The sequence below is a fragment of the Aeromonas sp. 600527 genome, assembly GCF_049175415.1.
In the GTDB taxonomy this organism is placed as follows: domain Bacteria; phylum Pseudomonadota; class Gammaproteobacteria; order Enterobacterales; family Aeromonadaceae; genus Aeromonas; species Aeromonas veronii_A.
In genome coordinates this window covers 1-25030 of sequence record NZ_JAAKVA010000026.1, presented here as the reverse complement: position 1 = coordinate 25030, position 25030 = coordinate 1, and the positions used below count along the sequence as shown (strand labels likewise).

Here is a 25030-nt window from a genome sequence, read left to right as displayed (position 1 = left end):
ATGTGGGCTTATCTCTTTTTAGGACAGCAGGCATTATTTCCTGTGGCTTATGCGGCTGGGCAACTCTCCATGCCCGCAGCCAAGCAACCTGAACTTATCCGCTATCAGATAGCAAAGGGAGATACGCTTGGTTCTGTCTCACGCCAGTTTGGCATAACCCCTCACCAACTGTTGGCATTAAATGGCAACCTAACGCTAAACGGCCCTCATTTGCCGGTAGGTGACACTATCAATTTACCGCGTGCGTCCGTTTTACCTGCGCTGTCAGGCGCCAATCCACTGCATTTGACGGCGCCTACGCCAACCCCTGTGGATGTCGAGCAGAAGGTTGCCGAGCAGGCTGCCCGCTTGGGGCTGCTGTTTTCGCCTGCCGAGTCAGAGATGCCGGCAGATCAGGAAAACCACAGTGAATTGGTTAAGGGGTTTAAACGAAGTCTGCGGCATCTACCGCCTTCCGCGCAGAGCGTTACACAGGATGCGACTGCACCGCATCATGGGCCAGAACAAGAGAAGCAGTATTGGCGTCAGCAACTGGTCACCCATTTTGAAGAGGAGGCCAATGCCTATGCAGCATCCTTGCTGGGGACGATGGGTACAGCCAGAACCCGGGTGACACTGGATGACGATTTCAATATGGTCACTGCCGAGGCGGATCTCTTGTTGCCGCTTGCGGAAGAGCAGCAGACCCTGCTGTTTACCCAGTTTGGTCTACGCCGAAATGGGCAGGCGCGCACCATTGCCAACTTGGGGGTGGGCCAGCGTCATTTCCTAGACCGCTGGATGCTGGGCTACAACCTGTTTGCTGATTATGACCTGACCAACCGGCACTGGCGTGCGGGAGTCGGGGCTGAGGCGTGGCGTGACTATCTCAAGTTGGGTGCCAACTTTTATACACCACTGAGCAGTTGGCGTGACTCCCCACGGTTTGAGGGTATGGAAGAGCGCGCAGCACGCGGTATGGATGTGCGTCTTGAGGCCTATCTGCCGGCCTATCCGCAATGGAGCGCATCGCTCACTGCCGAGCAGTATTTGGGGGAGCGGGTTGACTTGCTGGGCGCAGATCAGCTTGAGCGCGATCCGCATGCCATCACTGCCGGTCTGCACTATAACCCCTTCCCGTTACTCAAGATGGATGTCGAGCAAGTTGAAGCGAGCGGCAGGCAACATGACACCCGTTTTACGCTGGGGCTGGAGTGGAAGCTGGGGGCAACACTCTCGGACATGTTGAATCCGTCCCGTGTCGACAAGTCGCTGGCGGGTATGCGCCACGATCTGGTTGAGCGTAACAATGACATGGTACTTGAGTATCGCGACAAGGTACTCCTCAAGGCCTCTCTCAACGACCAATATTCTGCGGGAGAGGGGCAAGCCCTGACCTTGACGCTCAACATTCAGCATTCCCGCCAGATAGCCTCCATCCAGTGGTTTGGCGAGATCCTGGGGCTCAGTGGACTTGGCCCTGCCGATACGGTTGGGCAGGACAAACGTTCCCTCACACTTCCAACCTTACCCATCTATCGCATTGGTCAATCCAATCAATATCCGATCGTTGCCATCGTCACCGACATCGATGGCCATGAAGCCATTGCGGAAGGGGTTGTTGCCGTTTCGGAAGACTCAGGGCTGCAACCAGCTATCCAGTTGGCAGAACACTTTGTTCAACTTCGCCCCGGTGCTCACTACCAAGTTGATTGGGGGGTTGTTGACCCCCGTCAGAAGCCCTCCAAAGCACGCAATGCGATCCCGATTGAGAGTATTGAGGGGGATGTTGAAGCGGACCGCGATGGTTATCAGTACCGCTATCGCCTGACATTTCAGGGGCCTGCACAAGTACTGAGGGGGCGTGAGCTGGTTGCTCCCGGGCAACCCAACCCCGGCACTCGTTATCGCCTGGATGTCGAGGTCACCTTCCCCAGTGGCCATGTGGCGAATGACAGCATGGAGTTTGAGTTTATTGATGACGCAAAGGTGCCGGGGGCCCCGACGTTGACCGCGACCGACAGCAATGGTGACGACAAGCCGGAAGTCAGTGGCAAGGCAGAGCCGGAGAGCACGGTGACCATTACCTGGCCGGATGGCTCGACCAGCACAACGACCGCGGACGTGGATGGCAACTACAGCCTGGAAGCCCCGACGGTGCAGGGGAGTGGCACCATTACCGCCACGGCTACCGACAAGAACGGCAATACGGGGCCGGCTACCAGCGTGAACTACACCGACTCAACGGCGCCGGGGGCCCCGACGTTGGCTGCGACAGATCGCAACAGCGACAACAAGCCGGAGGTCAGTGGCAAGGCAGAGCCGGAGAGCACGGTGACCATTACCTGGCCGGATGGCACGACCAGCACCACGACCGCGGACGTGGATGGCAACTACACCCTGGAAGCTCCGACGGTGCAGGGGAGTGGCACCATTACCGCCACGGCTACCGACAAGAGCGGCAACACGGGGCCGGCTAGCAGTGTGAATTACCTCGCGAGCTTGATGGGAGTGACGATTACCGGGCTGGTTAACGGCTTCCCTCAGGTGGGCTCTGTACTGACGGCCGTGCCTGACTGCGGCTCGAGCGCGTGCCGTGCAGGACTGACCTGGCAGTGGCAGGTCGAGGAGGGGGTCGGTACTGGACGTTTTGTGGATATCGCTGGGGCGACCAGCGTGACCTATTTACCCGTGCGAGAGGATCAGAAGAAACGGGTGCGCGTCATTGTTGCGGCGCTGTGAGCATCCGGAGTGGCGTTTATCGACGCCATGTAAGTCATTTTTTGTAGCCAAAAGGAAGAGAGCAAGTGATGAGAAAGCAAAAAATCGCGGTATCGATCGCAATGGTAATGTGGGGGGTAGCCAGTGGCGCCAGCGCGCTGACATCGGCTCCAACCGATACTGTGAAGGGGCGACCCCCAACGTTGACTGGAGTGTCATTCAACTATGTCGATGTCAACAACAACGGTCGAGTGGATGTAGGTGACAGCCTCAAAATTGAAGAACAAGGTTTTGATGATCCGGATATGGATGCTCAAGCACCGAGTGAGTACAAGTGGTATCGCGATGGCATTGATATGGGGGTAACCGGTGATAGTTATACCCTGACTTTGGCAGATCTTGGTACCCAAATCACAGCAGGAGTGATTCCACAAACCGATGCAACCACGACAGACCCTTATCAGGGGAATGAAGTTGCGGCGGCGGGGGGCTCTCCTGATGGCGATGGTTCTGTTGATGTGGTTGATCCCAATGAGGTGGATGCCGTCGAGATCGTCATTGCGGCCACTGACGCTGCGCTTGGTGGCAATCCGATTGTCTCGACCGAACTCAGGGCCAAGGTCACTACCAGTGCCGGTGGGGTTGGGGTGGCGAGTGATTACAACTACACATGGCAAATTGAGGATGGTGCAGGTGGCAACTACATCAACATTCCTGGGGCTGTCAGTGAAACCTACACCCCAAGCAAGGATGATCAGAAGCGCAAGCTGCGGGTTGATGTCACCAAGAAGTAAAGCCATCACCAGCCCCGGCTGGATGGGCATGATATTCGGACCATCGCCCGCAGCAAGAGGTTGATGGTTATCGGATGGATAACGGGTTGTCCTGCCTTGCCAGGGAAGGTGAGGTGGGCACATCAATCAGTAATACAGGGCGCCCGCGGGCGCCCACCATTTTAATCAGCTTGGCCTGTAAAAATGGCGAGGCTGGCTAGTTGCAGCAGGTGATGGTGCTGTCGTAAACCGGAGAGTGTTTGAATGAAGGTGATATCTCGTTATTTGTCATATCTGGCACTGTGGCTGGTGCTGGGGCAAACGACAGGAGCAATGGCCGAAAGTGCCAACACCCTGTCGGTGCAGGGGCGTGCGCCAGTGGCATCTGGCGTGACACTGACTGGCCCGGCGGCGCCCTTGGTGGGGGATACCCTGCTGGGAACATATACCTTTAATGACCAGGATACTGATGAGGAACAGGGCAGTGTATTGCGCTGGCTGAATAATAGTGACATCGAACTCGCCAGAGGTGATCGCTATCTGTTGACCGATGCCGAGCGTGGCAAACAGCTTCGCTTTGCGGTCATCCCGGCCACCAATCCGGCGGTGACCGATCCGTCCGAGGGGGTCGAGACAAGCAGTTCGCTCTCTGCGGTGGTGCAGGGGCGGCCAGACCCCGCCAAATCCACCTTCAGTGTCGACAAGTCCACCATAGTGGCGGATGGGGTTGATAACGCAGTTTTGACGCTGACCCTCAAAGACGACAATCAAACACCGGTAATCGGCATCAGTGATCGGGTGGAGCTAGGTTATAGCGGTGTGGATACAGATGTTATCTCCCTGATGGAAAACGACCGGGGCAATGGCATCTATGAGTACATCCTGACGGGGACCAAGTCTGGCGTTGTCACCCTGACGCCACAGCTGGATGGCGCTCCCTTGACCACTCTTCCTCAATCACTGCAGGTGACTCTGGCCGCCAACCCTGCCACCGCGAGAGTGGCCCAGCTGGTGACCACCACTGACAATCAGCCTGCGGATAACGTCAGCGCTGACCTGCTGACTGCGACTGTGCATGATATCGAGGGGAACCCCATGCAGGGCGCTAGCGTGGTATGGTCGCATGGCAGCACCACGGCAACCTTGGGCGCAGCGACAAGTGTGACCGACAGTAATGGTCTGGCAACAGTGACCCTCATCAACACCCAGGCTGAGACGGTCGCCGTGACGGCAAGGGCTGAAGCCAATTCCGGTGACACGGGCATGACCAGTGATGCCAACTTCGCACTCTACCCGGTGCTCGATAGATTAGCCGTGGGCACCAATAATCAGCCCGCCAATAATAAGGCCTTGAACACAATAGTGGCCAAATTCAAAGACCTTGCTGGGTCGGTTCTGGCAAATGTGCCGATCACTGTGCAGTTCAGTGCTGACAAGGGCACCGCCACGTTCGATAACGAGTCGCCATGGACGACCACTACCAATGACGTTGGTGAGGTGATCGTGTCACTGCGCAACAGCGTGGTTGAGGATGTGGAGGTGACGCTATATGCGAAAAATAGCGATACCGTGCAAAAAGCGGCAACGGTCAGCTTTACAGAATTGATGATAACGAGATTCCTCAAGCCGGATCCGGCCACCATGAATTGGCTGGATGCCGACAACTACTGCAATAGCATCGGACGCCGTCTACCGACGGTAGCTGAATTGCAGGCATTGTTTGTCGAGATATCTCCTTCTTCTGGTGAGAATTATGCCTTGTGTCATGTTCATGGATGGCCACTGGCTAACAAGTGTGGTGGCTCTTTCGATGACTATTGGACGAGTGAGACGTACGACCCTCTTGCTGTTAGTGCACATGCCGCCGTCTATATGCACACAGGTCTCGCTGGTGGATTCGGTGACACAGAGCCTAGCCAGGTGGTGTGTATACGCCGTTAAGGGCCGCGAACAAATCTATAAGGTGTAGAACTGACGGGGTATGGCGATGATATGATTATCGCCATACCTTTTTACCTCCCATCATAGGCAAGCTGTATCAGTAGCTTGCCTTTGTAAAATAGGTATTTTATTGACGGTGGATTATTAACATTTGGATTGATACCAACGCTCCATTCGAGTTGATAAAAAATATGGGTGTGTACTTAACATAGAGTGTGAGGTAAAGGTAGCCAATTAATCGCTCTCCAAGTAAGTATTACCTATCTATTTGTCGGAGTAACGAGATTCAAGACTATCTAAATCAATACTTCGCAGTCTATATAGGCCCACGCCATTTGCCTGTTTATCTGATGCCCCCAACAAGTTTATCTATTGTGCTGATGTGCTTTAAATCGCATTTAACCGTCTTGAAATGTCTAATCTAATATAGTAGGCCTGTACCGATAGCTAGTATAATCCAGAGCATATATTTTAAAATTAGAAACGCTTACAAGATCTTAAAACCAGTGAGCTAAATTAACAGAAGGTATAATAAGACGTTTATAAACGTTTTGGATTGAGGTATATATTCAAGATGTGCCAAATCATGGTTGGAATGCACCTTGAAAATATAATGATTAAGACACTGTGAACTCGAAATGTTGCGTGGATTAGAATTGATTTTTTCAACCGCAAATGGGGGGGGCGAACTAATCAAAACTGGTTCAATAATAAAGTGTCTTGAATTTATTATTTTCATGTTGTTGTGGTTGAATAACTTATGGGCACATGTGGTACAGAGGATTTTCTAGTGCGTCATTTTTTATTTCCTGTTTGACTGAGGTGGATGGATGATAAGCTCTAATGGGAAGGGATGATATAAATTCATGGAGGATTATTTATCATGTAGTAGCAGACGCGTTAAAGCAGGATAATTAGTTGTTATTACTATAAGCATCTTTGGTTTTAGTAACATAATACAATACCTCACCAAAATATTTTAGATTCGCGTCTCCTATGATGCTCATTCATAAGGATATCAGAGAGCGATGTTTTGCTGTTAGCGATTTCATCACTTATTCCACATATAAATTATAGCGAGTGTGTCGACGACACCATGAAACGTGCAATGGTAATGCATGTTTTGTGTGTGTGTTATTAATAGTAACTTATGAAAAAGTTGTGATTCGCACTTTTTGTGCATTGTAGCGCTCTAACTGTATGATTTTTATAGTCTTTATGTTTTACGATTTTATTATTTTACTATCAATACATTAGGTGAAAAAAATTAGATTATAGATGTGAAATGATTAATAAAGGTCAAATAAACAAAATTTAGCCTGTCGGAGGTAGTTCTATGTATAAGAAGATGGTGAATAAGTCTAGGGATGTATCATTTGATCTTGAATCGGGAATTGTTGAATATAAACTTTCAAATGGAAACTTGATGTACTCAAGATTAGGTAAAAAGGATAGGGATGTTCTTAATTATTTAATTAAGAACATTGGCCGCCTGATCTCCAAAGATGAAATACTAGAAAATGTTTGGTTAAATAGAATTGTGTGTGATAACACAGTTGCTGTTTCTCTATCTAACATTCGTAAGGTTATAAAGAAAGCGGATGAAGATTGTGCGTGCCTTACAAATATATCAGGCGCGGGTTATATATTTAATCCAAGTAAGTCTGGTTTTAAATTGGAAGCTGAAAAGAATATTAATGACCTTGTAATGTAGATATGTGTATTTAATAGTAAAAGTAATATCAAATAACGAATAATCACAAGGTTGCATAGGATCGAGTGCTAATGGATAACAATGCAGATTTTTTCGATGGAAGTCAGACCATAGAATGGTGGAACAGTTATACAACACTACATATGCAAGATATCTTTTGTATAGATCCAAGGAAAAAGAATGCTTGCTTGTACTTTAGACCTCAATATATTGAAGCTAAACATTTTTATCACTCATGTAGCATTCAGATTTTGGAGGTGATTACAAAAGTACAACTACATCTTTTGGTTGATTGTTGCCGCGCATTTCATTGCGTAGGAAGGCGACCAAGTGCTATTTTTTTTAAAATTGAAGCGAGAATTATTCCTTCCGTTATTTGTTTGCTATTGAGTATTTTTGACGAACTAAAGTCACAGAGAATAGAAATAATCTTAGATATAAATATGCCAAGCTTACCACAAGACACTATATATGATGAAGTATATAGAAACCTATATCGTATTGTGGATAGTGGCCATATGGTTTGTATGGGGGGATATGATTGGAAAAATTGCTTACCAAGGGACTTAAAAATCCCTTATGAAGTTTTTAAATATTTCAGGTTGGGTCCACCACCTGCGAATGTTGCTGAGATTAATCATTTTATGGACACTTGCTTCTATGTAAAAGAAAAATATAGTCTTAATTTAATTCTAGATAGAATACAAAGCAAAACCGAGCTAGATGTAGCTTGTAGAGCGCCATATTATGCCTTGATGGGGGAGTATCTATCTCCAGTTCTCTTGGTGAAAGACACTGAAAGCATTTATACTAAGGTCACACCATGAATCATGTCAAAAAAGTTTATATACTGTTGTCTGTAGTTTCAATAGGATTATGTAACATTATCTATCAAGGAGTATTCCACCATCTTGCAACTGATGGGCACCATCATTCAGAATATAGTATAACTTGGGCTCCCAATGCATACATGGTATTTTTTCTATGGGCATTTTCAAATTGCATCCCTAAAAAAATTATTATTTCTTTGTTGTTCATGACGATAATTGGATTCAACTTATTATATTTTTCTAGCCAAAACTATCCCGTTGGAATGGGCACATATGGCACATCAATTATTATGTATGCAGTAAATAATACGATATTTATATTTGGTTTTTTTTATTTATTAAAGTTTTGGCAGCTTCATTTTTTTGAGGGTAATAAAAATTATGTTATATCGTATGTTGTATTGCATGTCGGTGGTGCTATATGTACGTTGATCGCTAGTTTTTCTATTGTAATATTTCCTAGCGCGTCATTAGTATTGGTATATCAGCTATTTTCAGCAAATCTCATGGCCTTTACATTTTTTACATCATACTTGTTTTTATCCGACATGTTGATACCAAATGATAAGAATACTAAGCTTTTTCAGTTTAGTTTATTAGTGTTACTGTCATCTATGGTTTTTTACATCGTGAATATACATTTTCATGATCTATCTAAAGAGACATTTGCTCTTATTTTAATGGCATCATTTATCTTTTTGTTCATTCGAACAAGCATATATTTAAAGATAATGATTGTTTCACTTGTCTCCGCTCTCTTTGCAGCAGTAAATGTAGCTCTCTCACTTTCATTGTATGACTTTATTCTATTTTATGGCATTTGTGTGAGTACTAGCATAATTTTAATTATGCGGAGGAAAGAGATTGAATTCATCAATGAATTGCAAGATAACCTTGAGGCTCTAGAAAAAAGCCGTTTAATGGACCCATTAACTGGAGTCTTAAATCGTGAAGGTTTAATCAATGCACTAAAAGAAAATGTTCTGTGTAAAAAAGATTGCTTGGTTGCATATGCTGACTTAGATAAATTTAAAGAAATCAATGACGTAATGGGACATTCATCTGGAGACCTTGTATTACGAATTGTAGCAACAAGAATCAGAGCTGCACTTGGTCAAAATCCTGTAGTCGCGAGATTAGGTGGTGATGAGTTTGGCTTCATTATTACTGGAGATAAATCTTACACATTGGATCTATGCCAAAACATTATTGATAAAGTAAAAAACCCAGTGATTGTCAGCGGCGTAGAGCTTTCTATTGGAATATCTATAGGCGTTTGCTTTTATCCAAACCAGGAGACTGTGCTTGATTTTATTTTAGATAAGGCTGATATCGCTATGTTTGTAGCTAAACGAACCAAGGCTAAATCTCCTGTTTGTTTTGAAAGGCACATGGATCATAGAAAGAAACATGAGAAAATATCTTGGAGCAGAACTTTTAATGTTGAAGATATTCTGAAAAATAGTTACGCAGTATTTCAACCGATGCATGATATAGAAAACGGTAAAGTTACATCTTTTGAGGCACTTCTAAGACATCCAACTATCGGGACTATCGATATAATAAATTGGGCTGAAGAATATGGTTATATGAATGAGATTTTTGAAATGATGGTTATAAGCGCGTTGGATATTATTCGCACCACGAATATACCAGTTACCGTTAATATATCACCATCACAGTTGATATTTAATGGTGATATGATCGAAAGTTTTCTGGCGGAGATTATTCATGATAATGGACTTTCGCCATACTCCATTAATATTGAAGTGACAGAGTCTGTGCCTATTCTTGATCAGGAGCTATTTATTGATGTTGTTGGAAGAATAAAGGCATTAGGTATCAGAATTTACCTAGATGATTTTGGTACTGGATATGCATTTTTCTCAACTTTGAGTATAGGTACATTTGATGCAATTAAAATTGACCGTAAACTAGTACGTGAGATTCATGAATTTCAATCAACACAGCGTCTTCTATCATCAATAATCAGTTATGCATCAGCAACTGGTATAATGATTATTGCTGAGGGAGTTGAGACTAATGCTGAGTTAGAAATACTAAAAGCGCTTGGCATGAGATATATTCAAGGATTCTATTTTTCAAAGCCTTTAAAAAAATTACAGGTGCTATCTTACTTATCGGTAGAAAAGAGTCAAAATGATAATGTCGTTTCAATAAAAAACACTAAGGGCCCTTATATTTATTTGAATTAAAAACAACATGACTTAGGCAACAATAAAATAGTCAAAAATAGAGATTGACATGTAGCTAAAGTTAGATACTAGACAGCGCTACTATCTGTACAGATCTAGTTATCACCTGACACCGGCCTCAAACCGGTGTCTTGTTTACGCTACTTTAGTGCGCACTTCCTTCGGTATCAATTTCAGACCCTTCTTGAACATGCTGTAGGGTGTTTGACCCTCCATCATCCTGCCTTGATGTGGCCGCTGGGTGTTGTCGTGTTCAAGCTAGTTATCCGGGTTAGTCTCCAGCTACTCCACCGACTCACAGCAGGTCGTTCTCCTCTTGATATGGAAGTGTGTAGTGGTCAACTAAATCCGGACACTTGGTTAGGCCGATCTTCGGCTTTTGCTGGCGGTATCCCATTATTGTGGTGATGTGGACGCCGCCAGTTGTAGTAATCCATCAGGTAATAACTGATATCCCGCTTTGCCTCCCGCACGCTCATGTATCCCATAGCCGGGAGCCACTCTGACTTCAGGCTTCTGAACAATCGCTCCATCGGGGCGTTATCCCAGCAGTTACCACGACGACTCATGCTCTGGGTCATGCGATAGCGCCACAGTCGTTGCCGAAATGCCCGGCTGCCATATTGGCTGCCCTGGACGCCCTTCTAAGAGTCAAGTCGTTATTTGAGTGCTGTTGATCAACCGGTTTTGATTGCGTAACAACGTATAGACTTCACGCGAGATATAACGTTTTAGGCAACGTAGCGCTTCCATTTTTGAGTGACCCTCAGCTACCCGTTTGGCCACATATTCTTGTGTTTTCGTATCGGTGCGCAATCGTCCTATAGCGATAATATGCAGAGCACTATTGGCGGCACGATCACCACCACGATTCAGTCTGTGACGGTTTGTTTTACCGGAAGATACGGGGACTGGGCTGACGCCACATAAAGCCGCAAAGCCAGACTCAGAGGTCAGGCGCTGAGGATTATCACCAGCAGTGATCAGCAGTTGAGAAGCACATTCGTACCCTACAGCTTTTCGCCTGATAAGCTCTGGCGCTAGCTCATCGACAATCGACGTTATCATAACGTCCAGATCGGCTATTTCGTCATGTAACTCCAGATATCTTCGAGCCAGTGATTTCAGTGCAATACGATAGGCATCCTGAACATTGCGGTAGGCGGTAACATCGGGTCGCCACGAGGCCAGTGTGCGGATCAAATGCATCCTCGTGAGATGACGGATCTGGTCACGTAACTCATCAGGAGCTGACACGATATTCATCTGGATCATTTGTAGTGCAATGCGTCGGGCTGCAACAGCTGTTTTACGGCAGACTTTCAGGACGCGAAGCGCTTCAATCATTCCGCTACGTGTTTTGGGCGTGACGGTGCGTATGCGGGAGAAAGCAGCGTGGGCAGCACTTTCGGCATCGATCGTATCGCTTTTACCACGTTTACGACGTTCCATTTTATCCGGTGCGGTGACCTCCAGTACCTCGATCTCTGAACTCTGGAGGTAGCGCAGCAAGCCTGCGCCATAGGAGCCAGTACATTCAACTCCGATGCGCTCAATCGTACCAAAAGATGCCATCCAGGCCAGCATTTGTCGGTATCCTTGGCGTGTTGCCGCGAAGAACTCACTCCCCAGAACTCGGTTGTTTTGATCAACTACAGCCGCGACATGTAAATCTTTATGCGTATCAACGCCCCCAACAACGGACGGTGATTGAGCGGATTTTGTCTTTGCCATAAGTCATTTCCTGCTTCGGAAACTATCCGTCATTTCTCCTGACGATAACCCGGACAGGACAGTAAAGAGACAAGCCGTCAGGCCCTTCTTGAGTCACGCGCATCGGTGAGGAGATGCCTCGCATGAAATACTTCCCGGTAACCGACAGGTCCAGGGAAAGACACATTTCTGGTCGTTCAGAGTGAGGGTCAGGAAACCGGGGAGTCTTCACTGCATCAGTGATCTTACCAGTCAGGCAAAACAGCAAGCATGGCGATGAAAACTGACAGTGACATTATTACTGTCGGAGTGAAATAGCACACCGGATGGGCAACCCCGCTGCTGATAGGCCATCTCCAGTGCTTTGATTGCCAATTCTGCATCAGGCTTCTCAGATATCGCCCACCCCACAACCCGCCGGGTATGCAGGTCAAGCACCGCTGCCAGGTAATGCCAACGACCACCTGCCCAGACGTAGGTGATATCGCCACACCACACCTGATTGGGTTGCTGGACATCAAATTCTCGGGCCAGCAGATTGGGAATGTCCGGTCGTTCAGACCGAGCGACCTGATAGCGATGAGCGCCCGGTTGCTTGGATACCAGACCGGCTTCCTTCATCAGGTTACGTACTTTGAATCGACCAATCTGATACCCCAACTCTCGCATCATCGACATCAAGGCACGGCTGCCCGCTGAGTTCCGGCTTTCTTTGAACAAACGGCGCAACTCACAGCGCTGTTGCATACGTTCACGGTTAATCGTCCGCCAGCGAGCCAGATAATCGTAAAAACAGGAGGTGGGAACATCGAAGGCGCAGCAGACCAGAGTGATGGGGGCTTGCTCCCTTAATCGGTCTATCAGCGCGTACGTGTGAACTCGTCCGCCATCAAGAGAGCAGTAGCCTTTTTTAGTATGTCCTTTTCACGTTCGAGCCGGTTGATACGGGCTTCCAGCTCCTGGATTTTCTGCTGCTCAGGAGTCAGCGCTTTGCTGATTGGGGTTGTGCCACAGCGTTCGGATTGAAGCTGCTGAACCCAGCGGCGGAGCACTGTTTCACCGACATCCAGTGAACGGCTTGCTTCGGGGACAGAATATCCCTGGTCGAGCACCAGGGATGCGGCTTCGAGTTTGAATTCGGCAGTAAATGAGCGACGTAATCTTGTCATTGAACACCTCAGGTCATGGTGGCGACTGTACCACCTAAAATGGTGTCCGGGATGATTAGACCACTACACATAAATCGGTAGAGTCGATGCCTCTAGACTTAGAGGGCTACAATACTCACGCTAGGGGGGAGAAAAACGCCATCCCGTCAGCAAGTTGAATAATGAATTTGAAATGATATTAAAATAAAAAAGTGGACACTGCACAGTACCCATTTGGGGTGCTTCATTAAGTGGTAATCAGAACGGTATAAATATCACCAGAACCCTAGTTTACCAACAGTATTTGCCTTGTAAATAAAAAATGAGGGATTTCTGACCATGACTAAGTCATATTCCTTTGTATGAATTTGTTTTGCCGAAAAAATTGAAGCGTCAGAAATGCTGATATTTACCATGTCATTTTCATTTAAAAGTGTTGGTTTGCTTAACTCTTTAGATTCCAAAACGAAGAATATAATGTCATTATTTTTTTTTGCGAGTATTCCACTGTAGTATATTTTCTCGCCGGTTTTCTTATTCCATCCAAGGGATTTAACTTGACCAAATTTGCATGAATTAAGATATGTGATTTGGTCATAGCGAGCTTCTGTTTTGAAGTCACAGCCGAGGCCATTAATAAATGGAGTGAGGGCATAGAAACTAAACATAACTATGCTAATTACTTTTATATATTTTAAGGTCGTGTGAATAATTTTCATGTCCATAAAAAAAATCACCTTTTTCATCTTTTAAGAGATGTTTCAATGAGTTTTGCTGTTTTTCATTTAGATAAAATACACCACATGCTCGAGTTGAAGAATTTAATTGATAGCAATATAAATCCCCCGTGTATGTGAAAAATACAAATGAAAGATAGAGTATGAGGATAATGTAAACGAAAAATAAAAGACCTTTGGCTCTTATATAAAGCTTCCTTGTTACAGGTAAATGATTGGCCGTTAACAAGGTTGCCTTTTGTTTTTCCTCGATAGATAAGTCATCATCAGTTTTTTTCAAAGAATCCAAAGTTGAAGGATGACATTCGTCCTGTTCATCCTGTGAGGCACTCTGACTTTCAAAGGCTAAATTATCAATAATTTTAAAACCTATAGCATTACCATGTAATATGTATCCTCTGCGGTGAACAGTTTCAATACTAAAATCTGGTGCCGCATTTGATAAAGCTTGTCGGATGTTTTTTATCGCGACAGCAAGAGAGTTTGGAGAAATGAACTTGCCTGGCCATCCGGCAGAGAGAAGGTCATCCTTGCTTGAAAAGTTATTAACATTTTTGAGTAGATATGCGAAAATAAGACTCTCACTTCGGTTGAGTCTTGCTTTTTTTTCGTCATTCCAGGTTAAGTCACCCGATACAATGTTAAATCGTAGCATTTTTTTCCTATAACAACCCTATTCATAATAAAGTATCACCGAAGTTGGATGATTTTACAATTCTCTACGTTTAATGGTAGTAAAAGTTAACGATTATTTTTTAGCCATAGGCTGAGGTGATATAACTACTTGAAAATATTGGTTTTTGTTTCGGTGTTGGACTGTGTGATGAAGTCTTACTAATACTGACATTACTGTCAATTGAGGTTGCTGCTCGGTAATTATGGAGAGTGTTTATCTACGTTAACTTTCGTGATTAAACATAATGGTTGATGTGATGTGCAAGAAATGCAATATGCATATATAGGTTGAGACAAGTACTGTCTTTCGATTTCAGGTATGAGATCTTGAAGAAGTAAAATATTTTTGTTTAATAAAATAAATGGTGTATATATGCGTGCGGCTATTGAGTAGGCATGGCTGATAGTGTGCTAATGTTGCCTTGAGTGGCTCTAGTATGTTCAACAACGTTCAGTTTAAGCTGTATATCAACGCCCACTTGGCCTCGTTATATCGAGGCCTTTTTTATGATGTATTACTGGTAAATAATGGCGTTATTGTCCAAATTGATCCAGTTAAAATGGATCCGAATGAGGGCTTTGTGACCTGATCATCTGCATTCTCTTCAAGACTGCATCATGGGCACATCGTTTCACCCCATCACTAACAAGCCTCAATACAACAAGTCCTTGATTAACCGTGGCTCACTCAACCTTCTGGGTTTATGCCGAGGCCATGAGCAACTGGTTTCACTACAACCATCATGGTGACGGGGCTGTAGCCAGCTTTACGCTGGCCAGATCATGATGCTCATGGGGATTTTCAAACTCACTCTGTAGGCGACTCAGAGACTACTCGGTTCTCTGTTCAAGTTGAGAAACCTACCGCTTTGTGTCCCCGAATCCAGCGGCGTCAGATTAGCATGCACAGTGGTAGTGGCTAGATTGGCCCCTTGAAGATCCAGACACTTCGCCCCTCTTAACTTAAGAGGTAGTCTTGGAACTATGTTCAGTACTAGTCGCAACGAGAAGATGGTCGAAGTGTTAACAGGGGCTGAGCGCTGTCGACGCCGGACTCCGCAGGAAAAGCTCTCCATCGTGCAGCAGACCTTTGAGCCAGGAATGACCGTCTCTCATGTCGCTCGCTTGCACGACGTCAACGCCAACCAGCTTTTCAAATGGCGTAAGCAATTCCAGGAAGGGTCTCTCACGGCGATCACCGCCGGTGAGGATGTTGTTCCAGCCTCAGAGTTGGCTGCTGCCATCAAGCAGGTCCGAGAGCTCCAGCGTCTGCTCGGGAAGAAGACCATGGAGAACGAGATCCTCAAAGAAGCCGTGGAGTATGGTCGAGCAAAAAAATGGATTGCGCATGCGCCCTTGTTGCCGGGGGACGACGATTAAGTGCTGTGAGCCAGGCCCTTAATGTATCGCGTGCGCAGCTATCCGTTCGTGTTCATCGAAAACCAGGTTGGCAAGATGGTCGTCATCATCGCCAGCATGATGATGCTGCCTTACTTGGCCGGATCATGGAGGCGATGGCAGAGCTTCCCTCCTATGGCTATCGCCGAGTCTGGGCGCTGCTACGGCGTTAGTCAGAGGCAACACGACAGCCTGTGGTAAACGCCAAGCGGGTATATCGCGTCATGCGCGATCATAGACTGCTGCTGGAAAGAAAACCGGCGGCACCATTGACCCAGCGGGCACAGAAGGGGCGTGTTGCAGTCAAAGAGAGCAATCGACGTTGGTGCTCAGATGGCTTCGAGTTTCGCTGCGATAACGGTGAAAAACTACGAGTCACGTTCGCCATGGACTGCTGTGACAGGGAAACCTTGGATTGGGCTGCCAGTACCGGGGGTTACGACAGTGACACGGTGCAAGATGTCATGCTGAGGTCTGTCGAACGTCGCTTCGGGGATTCGTTGCCGGCATCACCGGTGGAGTGGCTGACTGATAATGGCTCGGCGTATCGAGCCCATGAGACCCGCGCGTTTGCACGAGAAATCGGGTTGGAGCCCCGAACGACTGCGGTGAGAAGCCCACAGAGCAACGGTATAGCGGAGAGCTTCGTCAAGACGATGAAGCGAGACTATATCGAGATGATGCCGAAACCAGATAGCCGAACAGCGGTAGGCAATTTGGCCATCGCGTTTGAGCATTATAACGAGCACCACCCGCACAGCGCCTTGGGATACCGTTCACCCCGGGAATTTCTGCGCAGTCGGGTATCACAACCCTAAGCGGGAAAAAGTGTCTGGAGCTATGGGGTCAAATCCAGTGGCCTATCGGCAGTCCTCAAAAAGGGGGGCGGTCATCATCACCTGGTTATGGACTTGGCGGGCCTGAAGGTGTTTGATGAAGGCGAGTGGGAAGTCAGGAAACGCAGTGCGGAAAAGCGCCGAGTGTGGTGTAAGTTTTCTTTAGCGGTGGACACGGCAACCCACGATATAGTGGCAGCAGAAGTGTCATTGGAGAATGTCTATGATGCCGAGGTGCTGCCAACCTTACTCACTCCACTGCTTTGCATGCTGGGACGTATTAATGCGGATGACTGCAAAGCCTGCAATCAACTAATAGAACACAAAGGGTTACGGCCTGTATCCTGCCTCGAAGAGCGCGAGGTAATGAGAAAAGGGGCATCTGAGAAATGAGGCGGTGCTGCTGATGTGCAAGGAGGGGCTGGCGCACTGGAAGAAGATATCGGGGTATCACCGTCGCTCGCTGGCAGAGACGGCCATGTATCTGTTCAAGCAGTTACTGGGTGAAAATCAGTCTGCGAAAATACAACGGTTAGGTAGGAGCAGTGATGGTGTATTTGAGCGCGACAAACAAACTGAATAGCCTTACCGTCAAACCGCCCTGACTGTATGCAATAAAAAGAGGGAGGCTAAATGCCTCCCTTACTCATGAGCCCCAAAGGTTGAGACTAAAATATTTGTGACAGACTTAAATTAAGAGTCTGAGCTTACCTTATAATTTTTTGCATCTGATTCTAGCAGTGATCTGGGTAATCTATTACCACCATACCTCTACATTAAAGCCGAATGTCGCTTCGCTTTCACTACCAGCGTTACCACTACTTAAAGTGACAGGCTTACCATATACATCGCCTTGGCGACTCCATTCATTATCCAGCTCGGCATAGGTAGCAAATAGGCGGAGGGTCGGCCGTGCCCAGACCGAGCGACCAGCTTGGAACATCTGTGCCAGCGTGACCTTAGAGAAGCTGTTCACACCAGCACCATTTTGTGCCTTAACTCGTTCATAGCCGACTTCAAGAGCTGTTGCTGTAAAGTCATTCCAGCTGTATTGTGGCCGTATACCCGCACTAAACCACTCACTACCATAGTCATTATCTAAATCTAGATTTTGATATGCAGCCGAGTAAAGGGCACCCCAGTTGTCATTAAGGAAGAGATCTCCATGGTTTATAACACGAAAACTACTGCCATCATGATCAACTCCAATCGCATATTTTACAGCTGATGCACCCTCAGCACTCATCAAACCGCCAGCCAAGCCATCGATACCATACTGTATAGCAAGCGTATTACTACCTAGTGCCCATTTCTGCTGGTATAGCATACTCAACATTGCACCGCTATCAGTGATATTTTGGCGTGTATAGCCATTGTTATCAAACTGCTCAAAATTATCATTTTGGGAGAATACATAGTTCAAGCCGAGAGTTATATTTGCATCTTCCCATACATTTATGTCGGATAGGCGAACATCAAAGTGATGTAACGACCGGCTTTCATCATGATAATCTCCGCTCTCACTAAACGCAGTATAATTACTCTCCGGGGTAAAATAGGCGAGATGAAGTTTAGCACCGTTAAGGTCAATGCTTTCAATACCGAAACCCTTATTAGAAACATCCCAATACTTGACATCGATCATATGAACTTCATGACGCTGATAAAAGCGTTCACCAGCCCAGACTACTGCACCTGGCAAACTTGGTAAGATATTATGGGCAGAAGACCAGACCTGTAGCGTACCAACATCCCCCCACTTGTCTCCACTGCCAATATAATATGTAAAGTCGAAATAAGCTTCATCTTGTCGCCACAAGTCAGCCTTGAAACCTAACTCCCACCAGTTCATCTCATTGCCAAGACGATAGTTGCCATATCCCTCTTGAGCACGTAATACAGTATCTAGCTCTCCTTTCCCTCCATTACGCTCATCATTATTAGTGCTGATATTGCCCCATTTGGCATACCCCATAGTGCTGAAATTTTCAAAAGCAGCCTGAGAAGACAAAGGTAGCATGGTTAATACGAACAAAGTGAAAAGGTTTGATTTTTTAATTTTCATGTTTTCCCTTATTTGTTTAATTAAATTGGTTTTGCATTCTAACGCGCAGGAAAATACAAGGCATAAGTGATTACACCTAGAAAATATAGTCCTTCGGATGTGATAATAGTGCGACAGTCACCGAGACGTTAAATGACGAACGCACTTATCACTTACAAGCCGTTCGCCAATATTTTTACGCTCGACCCAGTGCCGCCAGTACCTCATCATGAAACTTACCATTGAGCTTGTAACGTGATTTATAAATTAGATAGCTCATACAAATTAACAGACTCGGAATACCTAGCATCAAGACCTGCATTCCAAATACTGTGCTTTCGCTTTGCACAGTATTTGGCACGTAGCCAACTATTGTTAAGCCAATACCTGTTAGGAAGCCTGCAAATGCACTTGCAGCTTTCACCAGCATGGTTTGCACCGAGAAGACGACACTTTCACTGCGCATGCCCATCTTGTATTCACCGTAATCAACCACATCGGCCAGCATCAGAGTTGACATCGCCAAGGCAAAACCTGAGCCAAACTTCATTGCGGCTCCTGCAATTCCGATCAGTAGAGTGTTCTCTGGCATAAAGTTGCCAGCAAGCAGCAAGATGACATAACTCATGAGTGGGAAAATGCAAGCCAGGCGCCAGATCATAGGGCGAGATAGCTTGCTAACGATCAGTGGAAAAAGCACCAACCCCATGATCTCGGCAGAGCCCGCAAATCCCATGAAGACTGCGAACATATCTTTATCACCCATCGCATAGGTGAAATAGTAGATAGCAAAGCTACCGGCTAACTGCATCGCTAAGTTAAAACACAAAACAATACCAATCAGTGCCTTGAGTTGGTCATTTTGGAAGATGATCGCTTTAACATCCTTGAAATTAATCTTCTCAGATACTGTGGTCGCAATAGCGCTATCTTCTTTTACTTTCAATGCGGTCAGCAAAGCACTCAAAATAAATAGCACAGCGATAATCATAGACACCTTGGCGAATCCGGCTCCACTATCACCATCACCCAATATATCAATAGCCTTCATGCCAAAGGCTCCCATTACAAACCAAGCAAAGCTTGCGAACAGACGGGGGATTACCACAATCTGCTCTCGTTCTTTTTTATTACTGGTTAAAGCTGGAATTAATGACCAGTAGGGAATATCCATAATAGTATATGTCATTCCCCAGAGGATATAACTGATAGCTGTATAGATGTAAAGTGCAGTCCCTTCAAACTCATGAGTGAAGAATACAGCCACCATCACTACTGAGTTAATTAGGGTGCCAATAACGATCCATGGTCTGAATTTACCATAGCGGCTACGAGTATTATCAACAATCATCCCCATGATGGGATCGTTAAACGTATCCCAAATTCGGGCGACTAAAAATAAAGTACCTACAAATGCAGCTTCAAGACCAACTACATCTGTATAGTAATACATTAAATAAATGTAAATTATCGAACATGCCAAATCTTTACCAAGAGCTCCTATACCGTAGGAGAGTTTGGCTCCATTGCTTATACTCATAACATTTCCATCCTTATTGTGTGTGTCATACGTGATTTTCATTATTAAGATCGAGGGATGGCCCTCAATTTTTTATAAATAAGGTTCAAAACTGAAGTGTTACATCAGCCTCGCTTATTAATAATAAATATGCTATTGATGGCGACCACAATTAAATGGCCGCCTCACTATGCTTAATGTCTATTTGTGAATGTTTACAATTAAACTATCGTCTTATAAGGCAGAGATATCGATCAAGATAGCTGTGGTTGGATCAAGAACGGGCATTGCCAGACCAACCTGACTCAACCATTCACCACTTAACACGATGCCATCAACAGTCCACGCTGGCTGTTGATTAACCAAGCCATTATGAAAATTATCTGGTTGCGCAATAATATTGACGCGATAGCGTGTTTGTTTGGTCAATCCAGGTATCCGTAAAATGCCGCTATGAGCATAGGTAGGCATCTCCATTTGAGCGACCATCAGTAATGCCTGTCTGGCATCTTGGGCTACAACAGCATGAATTTTCTGTGCTTGCGGATCATCACTCTCTATACGGTAGGTGATCCCACTATGAAGAAGGGGTCTATATTGCTTGTGTAAGGCAATGTATTTGGCAAAGCCAGCCTTCTCTTGATCAGACTCTTTTACCGGATCGAGTTCGATCCCCATATGGCCAAACAACGCAGTGATCCCTCGGAAGTCGATATCAGACACTCTGCGAGTTGCATGGCAATGCCGAGCGCCAATATGAGAGCCCATCACTTCAGGTGGATAAAAATAGCTAAACCCGCGCTGAATCTCCTGGCGTTTGAGTGCGTCATTGTTATCAGATGGCCAGAAACGTTGCACTCGCTTAAGGATCTCATAATCGATACGGCCACCACCGGCAGCACATGACTCAATCTCGATATGTGGGTGTCTGGTTTTGAGCTCATCCATTAGCCGATAGACATTATGTACCTGGCGTGTTTGGCAAGCCTGACCATGGTGCGCTGGTTGGACGGTCTCGCGGTTCATATCCCACTTGAGATAAGCAATATCATATCGACTCAGTAGGTTATCTAGACGTTCTAGTAAGTAGGCAAAAGCGTCAGGATTCTGCAAATCAAGAAGATATTGATTGCGACCGGTAGGTTGGTGATAACCATCGAGCTCCATCAGCCAGTCAGGATGCAGGCGAAAAAGATCTGAGTCTTTACTTATCATCTCGGGCTCAACCCAGAGACCAAACTCCATGCCTTGTGACTTGACATGTTGGATCACCGGCTCTAATCCTGCGGGGTATTTTTCCTCATCAAGGTACCAGTCACCCAGTGCAGCTTTGTCGTTATTACGCCCCTTAAACCAGCCGTCATCGATAATAAAGCGCTCAATTCCCATCTTGGCTGCTTCGCTGGCCATACGCATGATGTAATCTGGGTCATGATCAAAGTAAATGCCTTCCCAAGTATTAAGGTGGACCGGGCGGAGGGTCTGATTATTGCGACGTTCCGGGAAGGTAAGAATGTGCTTTCGAACAAATTGATGAAACTGCTGGCTCATGTCATTTAGCCCATTAGAGCTATAGGTCGCATAGAGCCAAGGGGTACTGATGCACTCATTGTGAGCCAGAGAGATTTCGCCTGGATAATAAAGAGCCTCAGCTTGTAAGAAGCGCCGGCCATCAGCTTTAACATCCACCCGCATTCGATGGTTACCACTCCAAGCCAAATGGACCCCCCATACTTCACCATGCTGTTCACCAAAACCTTTTGTACCAGTGATGATTGCAGGGTAATGCTCGTGTGATGTACGACCACGACGGTTTTCTTGCTGGTAGCCACCATGCTCTAGAGTGTGGCGATGCTGTTGGAACTCATTAACCCATCGGCCATAAAATGATAAGCACTCACAGGCACGCATTGGCAACGGCAGAGTCGTTGCCAGTCGATTTACCGTGAAGGCGTCTTGGCTGTCGTTGCACAACGTGTGCCTCACGGAAACCACGTCAGAGGTCTGATCGATTCTCAACTCCGTGAGCAACGTTAGGCAGGCGACCTGATCATTGCTGATGATGCGCAGGGCATGATCATCTTGCTGTAACTCACGTATGGTAAAGACCGGTGACCAGTCTTTACCTGCGCGGTGTCCTTCTAGGGCTGGAGCACTGAAGACACCGCTACCTGCATCGGGGAATAATGTCAATGGCACATCACAATCAAGGCGGCCGAAAGGAACAGGGCGGTCTAGTGCTGGGTTGCAACTAGCATAAGGCTCGGTCAGTTTGTTGCCCCAATAGATAACTTCGGCACCTTGCTCAAGGTTGACTAGCAAATCGGTACGTCGACCACTCATCTTGCAGATTTTTTCCATTACGCTTCCCCAGCCTGTAAACAAACATTAATCGTTGATTGATTTTGCGCAGCTTAATCAAAGCAATGATTGATTAATGTGATTTGGTCGACAGTAGTGTAATCGGTTTCACTCGTGCGACTAAAAAATGTCAATAGCACAACTCAACTCACAAAAATTGGTCAAACCAGCTATTTTTTGATCATTGGGTGATTCGAATGAGTTGCTTTTTATCGGCTGGCTGCCAAGCGTTCAAGCTAGGGCATGATGGACAACCTGACGATGGAATGGCTGATGTACATTGATAATGCTGAGTATTTAAGCTCTAGATGAGGTCAGGTTTTGTAGGGGGGAGGCTAGGGTGAAAGTTCGCAACGCGTGAGGCATAGCGTGCCTGCAAGAAGATCACCTGTGACGCATGGCAATAACATTCATATGTGCAGAACACAGATGATATCCAGGAAATGGTTGCAATAAATGTAATCGATTACAGTTCTTTGACTTGAAATCCAATTAGGTAGTGAGGGCCGTTTGGGCGTCAGAGACTTTCACCTTGATGGTGTTGGCAGGTCTCAAGAGAGAGGTGCCCGTCCGCCTCCAGATAGCTGATTGGCCGTGCCGGTGGATGCATCAGTCATTTTCGAGTGTGGTAGAGGTCGAGCATTCAAAAAATCACGAATTGCTCATTCACATAGGGCTTAACGAACTGCGGCGCCATCAGTTTGACGGTATGCCCCAGCCCTTGCAATTTATTGGCCCAGTTCAGTTATTTAGTAATCATCGATGACTTGTCAGTATGACATTGAGCTCAGGTGGCTGCGAAATCGTGATAAGCCACCTGACCGGCAAGGCCAATGGCCAGGGAAGGCGCCGCATCAGCTTTATGTCCATCAGATGGCTACTTAGCATATCAGCTCTTTTTTACAAAATAGTACATTAGGCAAAGAAACAGAGAAGGAAGCGGCCCATCAGGGCCGCTTCCTTCTTATTCAGTTGGCAAATCACCAGCCACAAACTCAGCCCACGCATCCATCATAGGACGTCGCTGGTCCAGCAAGTCAGTCCGATGGTAGGCCGCTTCGACCTTGTTCTGCACTGTATGGGCTAACGCTCGTTCAGCGAGATCCCGCGCATAGCCCTGCTCGCTACACCAGTCGCGAAAGCTGGAACGAAAACCATGTGCCGTTGCCAGACGGCCAGGAGTAGAGCTTGGCGCTTTTACCCGTCGTAAAAATGTTGTTAGTACCATATCTGATAGGGGGACCTGATCGCGTGGTGAAGGGAAGACCAATTCATCATGCAACCCCTGCAATCCCATCAGGATCTCAACAGCTCGAAGAGATAACGGGACGCGATGCATTTGTTTGGCCTTCATTCGTTCCGCTGGTAAGGTCCAGACTCTTGCTTCCAGGTCTACTTCTGACCATTTCATCGATCTGACTTCACCTGAACGGCAAGCCGTCAGGATCAAGAACTCCAGCATTAAGCGAGTTACATCGTACTGTTGTGTTGTCCTGAGATGCTGCTGAACAAAGGTTGGAATATCACGCCAAGGCATGGCTGGTTGATGCTCGGTACGAACAGCTTTACTGGGTAGTAGTGGGAGTAAGTGATTTACCACATCGACCGGGTTTGCTTGGCAATGACCATGCGCCCAAGCCCAGGCCATGACCGCATGCAGCCGTTGTTTCACACGGCTGGCAGTTTCAGGGATCTCCAACCAGATCGGCATTAAGACCTCAGCGATCTGCGCAGGAGTGATGGCAGAGATTGAGTACTGGCCAATCATGGGGAATGCATACTGCTCGAGCGTCGAGATCCACTGTTTGCCGTGTTTGGGGTTTTTCCATCCAGGCAACAGTTTGGAGTGAACTTCTCGAGCCGCAGCCTCAAAAGTTGGGATAGAGGGTTTGCTCTCTTCAGCACGTTTGAGTTCGAGTGGGTCAAGGCCATTGGCGAGTTGCTCTCGCATCTTCTGTCCTTGCTTGGTGGCATCTGCGATGGATATCTCTGGGTAAGAACCAAGCCCCGCATTTCTGCGTTTGCCGGTCACAGGGCTGACATAACGAAGCACCCAGTTGCCACGACCTTTCGCTGTTGATGGATGAAGTGCAAGGCCTGTTACACCACCATGTGCAATTGCTTTGTCACCCGGCTTGAGATTACGTGCTTTGGTATCGGTAAGAAGTGCCATAGGGAAGATTCCTTGAGAATGTAGCATGCCATGGACTATGCCATCCATTGTGCCATTTAGATCGGGATCGTGTCATTTATAGTCGGACGATGTTGGACGATTCCGTCTGTAAGTCATTGATTGTAATTTGATACGTAGGATGTGACTGGCTTTGGCTGGACTTGATTCAGGCGGTCTCCCTCACCGCCAAATTGAAAAGCCCTGATGGAAACATCAGGGCTTTTCTTTATATGCGATTTTTGATACGTCCTC

Annotated in this window: 13 protein-coding genes and 6 pseudogenes; 9 read left to right on the top strand and 10 right to left on the bottom strand. The window is 46.5% G+C overall.

Going from position 1 to position 25030, the window contains the following annotated elements; translation table 11 throughout:
- Positions 1-285: 285 nt before the first annotated feature.
- The 6 genes from G5154_RS20395 to G5154_RS20370 all read left to right on the top strand — a co-directional run bounded on the left by G5154_RS20395 (position 286) and on the right by G5154_RS20370 (position 10174).
- Entirely contained in the window at positions 286-2721 is a 2436-nt protein-coding gene (locus G5154_RS20395; protein WP_421251580.1) for an inverse autotransporter beta domain-containing protein, read from the top strand.
- A 68-nt stretch (positions 2722-2789) separates the two neighbouring features.
- Positions 2790-3494 (top strand): ZirU family protein, encoded by a 705-nt coding sequence (locus G5154_RS20390; protein WP_270906224.1) that lies wholly within the window; start codon positions 2790-2792, stop codon positions 3492-3494.
- A gap of 243 nt (positions 3495-3737) precedes the next feature.
- Entirely contained in the window at positions 3738-5414 is a 1677-nt protein-coding gene (locus G5154_RS20385) for an Ig-like domain-containing protein (protein ID WP_421251579.1), read from the top strand.
- Between the two features lie 1336 nt (positions 5415-6750).
- A complete protein-coding gene (locus tag G5154_RS20380) occupies positions 6751-7128 on the top strand; it encodes a winged helix-turn-helix domain-containing protein (RefSeq protein WP_374841491.1) in 378 nt (125 codons plus the stop codon).
- A 71-nt stretch (positions 7129-7199) separates the two neighbouring features.
- Positions 7200-7955 carry a hypothetical protein gene (locus G5154_RS20375; protein ID WP_270906227.1) on the top strand — a complete coding sequence of 252 codons (756 nt, stop codon included), beginning with the start codon at positions 7200-7202 and terminating at the stop codon, positions 7953-7955.
- On the top strand, positions 7952-10174 hold the full coding sequence (locus G5154_RS20370; RefSeq protein WP_270906228.1) for a putative bifunctional diguanylate cyclase/phosphodiesterase: 2223 nt from the start codon (positions 7952-7954) through the stop codon (positions 10172-10174). The genes G5154_RS20375 and G5154_RS20370 overlap by 4 nt, the downstream gene beginning before the upstream one ends.
- A 135-nt stretch (positions 10175-10309) precedes the next feature.
- On the opposite strand, the pseudogene G5154_RS20365 reads toward G5154_RS20370, so the two are convergent.
- The 6 genes and pseudogenes from G5154_RS20365 to G5154_RS20340 form a co-directional block, all read right to left on the bottom strand.
- Positions 10310-10516: pseudogene (locus tag G5154_RS20365) on the bottom strand (IS481 family transposase); the annotation flags it as partial.
- Positions 10513-10809 (bottom strand): annotated as a pseudogene (locus G5154_RS20360) (integrase core domain-containing protein); the annotation flags it as partial. The pseudogenes G5154_RS20365 and G5154_RS20360, both read right to left, overlap by 4 nt.
- Positions 10810-10825: 16 nt before the next feature.
- Positions 10826-11908 carry an IS110 family transposase gene (locus G5154_RS20355; protein WP_307896554.1) on the bottom strand — a complete coding sequence of 361 codons (1083 nt, stop codon included), beginning with the start codon at positions 11906-11908 and terminating at the stop codon, positions 10826-10828.
- A 273-nt stretch (positions 11909-12181) separates the two neighbouring features.
- A pseudogene (locus G5154_RS20350) lies at positions 12182-13056 on the bottom strand (IS3 family transposase); the annotation flags it as partial.
- A gap of 254 nt (positions 13057-13310) precedes the next feature.
- Complete coding sequence (locus tag G5154_RS20345; protein WP_270906230.1) at positions 13311-13760, bottom strand: hypothetical protein; 450 nt, start codon at positions 13758-13760, stop codon at positions 13311-13313.
- Complete coding sequence (locus tag G5154_RS20340; RefSeq protein WP_421251578.1) at positions 13711-14427, bottom strand: winged helix-turn-helix domain-containing protein; 717 nt, start codon at positions 14425-14427, stop codon at positions 13711-13713. Before G5154_RS20340 ends, G5154_RS20345 begins: the two co-directional genes overlap by 50 nt.
- Positions 14428-15065: 638 nt before the next feature.
- Between G5154_RS20340 and G5154_RS20335 the strand changes: the two are divergent.
- The 3 pseudogenes from G5154_RS20335 to G5154_RS20325 form a co-directional block, all read left to right on the top strand.
- Positions 15066-15380, top strand: a pseudogene (locus G5154_RS20335) (transposase); the annotation flags it as partial.
- Between the two features lie 78 nt (positions 15381-15458).
- A pseudogene (locus tag G5154_RS20330) lies at positions 15459-16663 on the top strand (IS3 family transposase).
- Between the two features lie 81 nt (positions 16664-16744).
- Positions 16745-17214: pseudogene (locus G5154_RS20325) on the top strand (IS5 family transposase); the annotation flags it as partial.
- A 224-nt stretch (positions 17215-17438) separates the two neighbouring features.
- Here G5154_RS20325 and G5154_RS20320 read toward each other — a convergent pair.
- The 4 genes from G5154_RS20320 to G5154_RS20305 form a co-directional block, all read right to left on the bottom strand.
- Entirely contained in the window at positions 17439-18746 is a 1308-nt protein-coding gene (locus tag G5154_RS20320) for a carbohydrate porin (protein WP_421251577.1), read from the bottom strand.
- 175 nt (positions 18747-18921) lie between these two features.
- Positions 18922-20265, bottom strand: coding sequence for a melibiose:sodium transporter MelB (melB, locus tag G5154_RS20315; RefSeq protein WP_421251576.1), 1344 nt, complete (start codon positions 20263-20265; stop codon positions 18922-18924).
- A gap of 213 nt (positions 20266-20478) precedes the next feature.
- Positions 20479-22605: an alpha-galactosidase gene (locus tag G5154_RS20310; RefSeq protein ID WP_421251575.1), complete on the bottom strand. Its 2127-nt coding sequence runs from the start codon at positions 22603-22605 to the stop codon at positions 20479-20481.
- 964 nt (positions 22606-23569) lie between these two features.
- Positions 23570-24778 carry a tyrosine-type recombinase/integrase gene (locus G5154_RS20305; protein WP_421251574.1) on the bottom strand — a complete coding sequence of 403 codons (1209 nt, stop codon included), beginning with the start codon at positions 24776-24778 and terminating at the stop codon, positions 23570-23572.
- Positions 24779-25030 lie beyond the last annotated feature (252 nt).

What these genes read in the sequence shown, in the direction of transcription:
- G5154_RS20380 (WP_374841491.1), top strand. Translation starts at nt 6,751, where the DNA reads ATGTATAAGAAGATGGTGAATAAGTCTAGGGATGTATCATTTGATCTT.
- G5154_RS20385 (WP_421251579.1), top strand. Translation starts at nt 3,738, where the DNA reads ATGAAGGTGATATCTCGTTATTTGTCATATCTGGCACTGTGGCTGGTG.
- G5154_RS20390 (WP_270906224.1), top strand. Translation starts at nt 2,790, where the DNA reads ATGAGAAAGCAAAAAATCGCGGTATCGATCGCAATGGTAATGTGGGGG.
- G5154_RS20310 (WP_421251575.1), bottom strand. Translation starts at nt 22,605, where the DNA reads ATGGAAAAAATCTGCAAGATGAGTGGTCGACGTACCGATTTGCTAGTC.
- G5154_RS20375 (WP_270906227.1), top strand. Translation starts at nt 7,200, where the DNA reads ATGGATAACAATGCAGATTTTTTCGATGGAAGTCAGACCATAGAATGG.
- G5154_RS20340 (WP_421251578.1), bottom strand. Translation starts at nt 14,427, where the DNA reads ATGCTACGATTTAACATTGTATCGGGTGACTTAACCTGGAATGACGAA.
- melB (WP_421251576.1), bottom strand. Translation starts at nt 20,265, where the DNA reads ATGAGTATAAGCAATGGAGCCAAACTCTCCTACGGTATAGGAGCTCTT.
- G5154_RS20355 (WP_307896554.1), bottom strand. Translation starts at nt 11,908, where the DNA reads ATGGCAAAGACAAAATCCGCTCAATCACCGTCCGTTGTTGGGGGCGTT.
- G5154_RS20370 (WP_270906228.1), top strand. Translation starts at nt 7,952, where the DNA reads ATGAATCATGTCAAAAAAGTTTATATACTGTTGTCTGTAGTTTCAATA.
- G5154_RS20305 (WP_421251574.1), bottom strand. Translation starts at nt 24,778, where the DNA reads ATGGCACTTCTTACCGATACCAAAGCACGTAATCTCAAGCCGGGTGAC.
- G5154_RS20320 (WP_421251577.1), bottom strand. Translation starts at nt 18,746, where the DNA reads ATGAAAATTAAAAAATCAAACCTTTTCACTTTGTTCGTATTAACCATG.
- G5154_RS20345 (WP_270906230.1), bottom strand. Translation starts at nt 13,760, where the DNA reads ATGGACATGAAAATTATTCACACGACCTTAAAATATATAAAAGTAATT.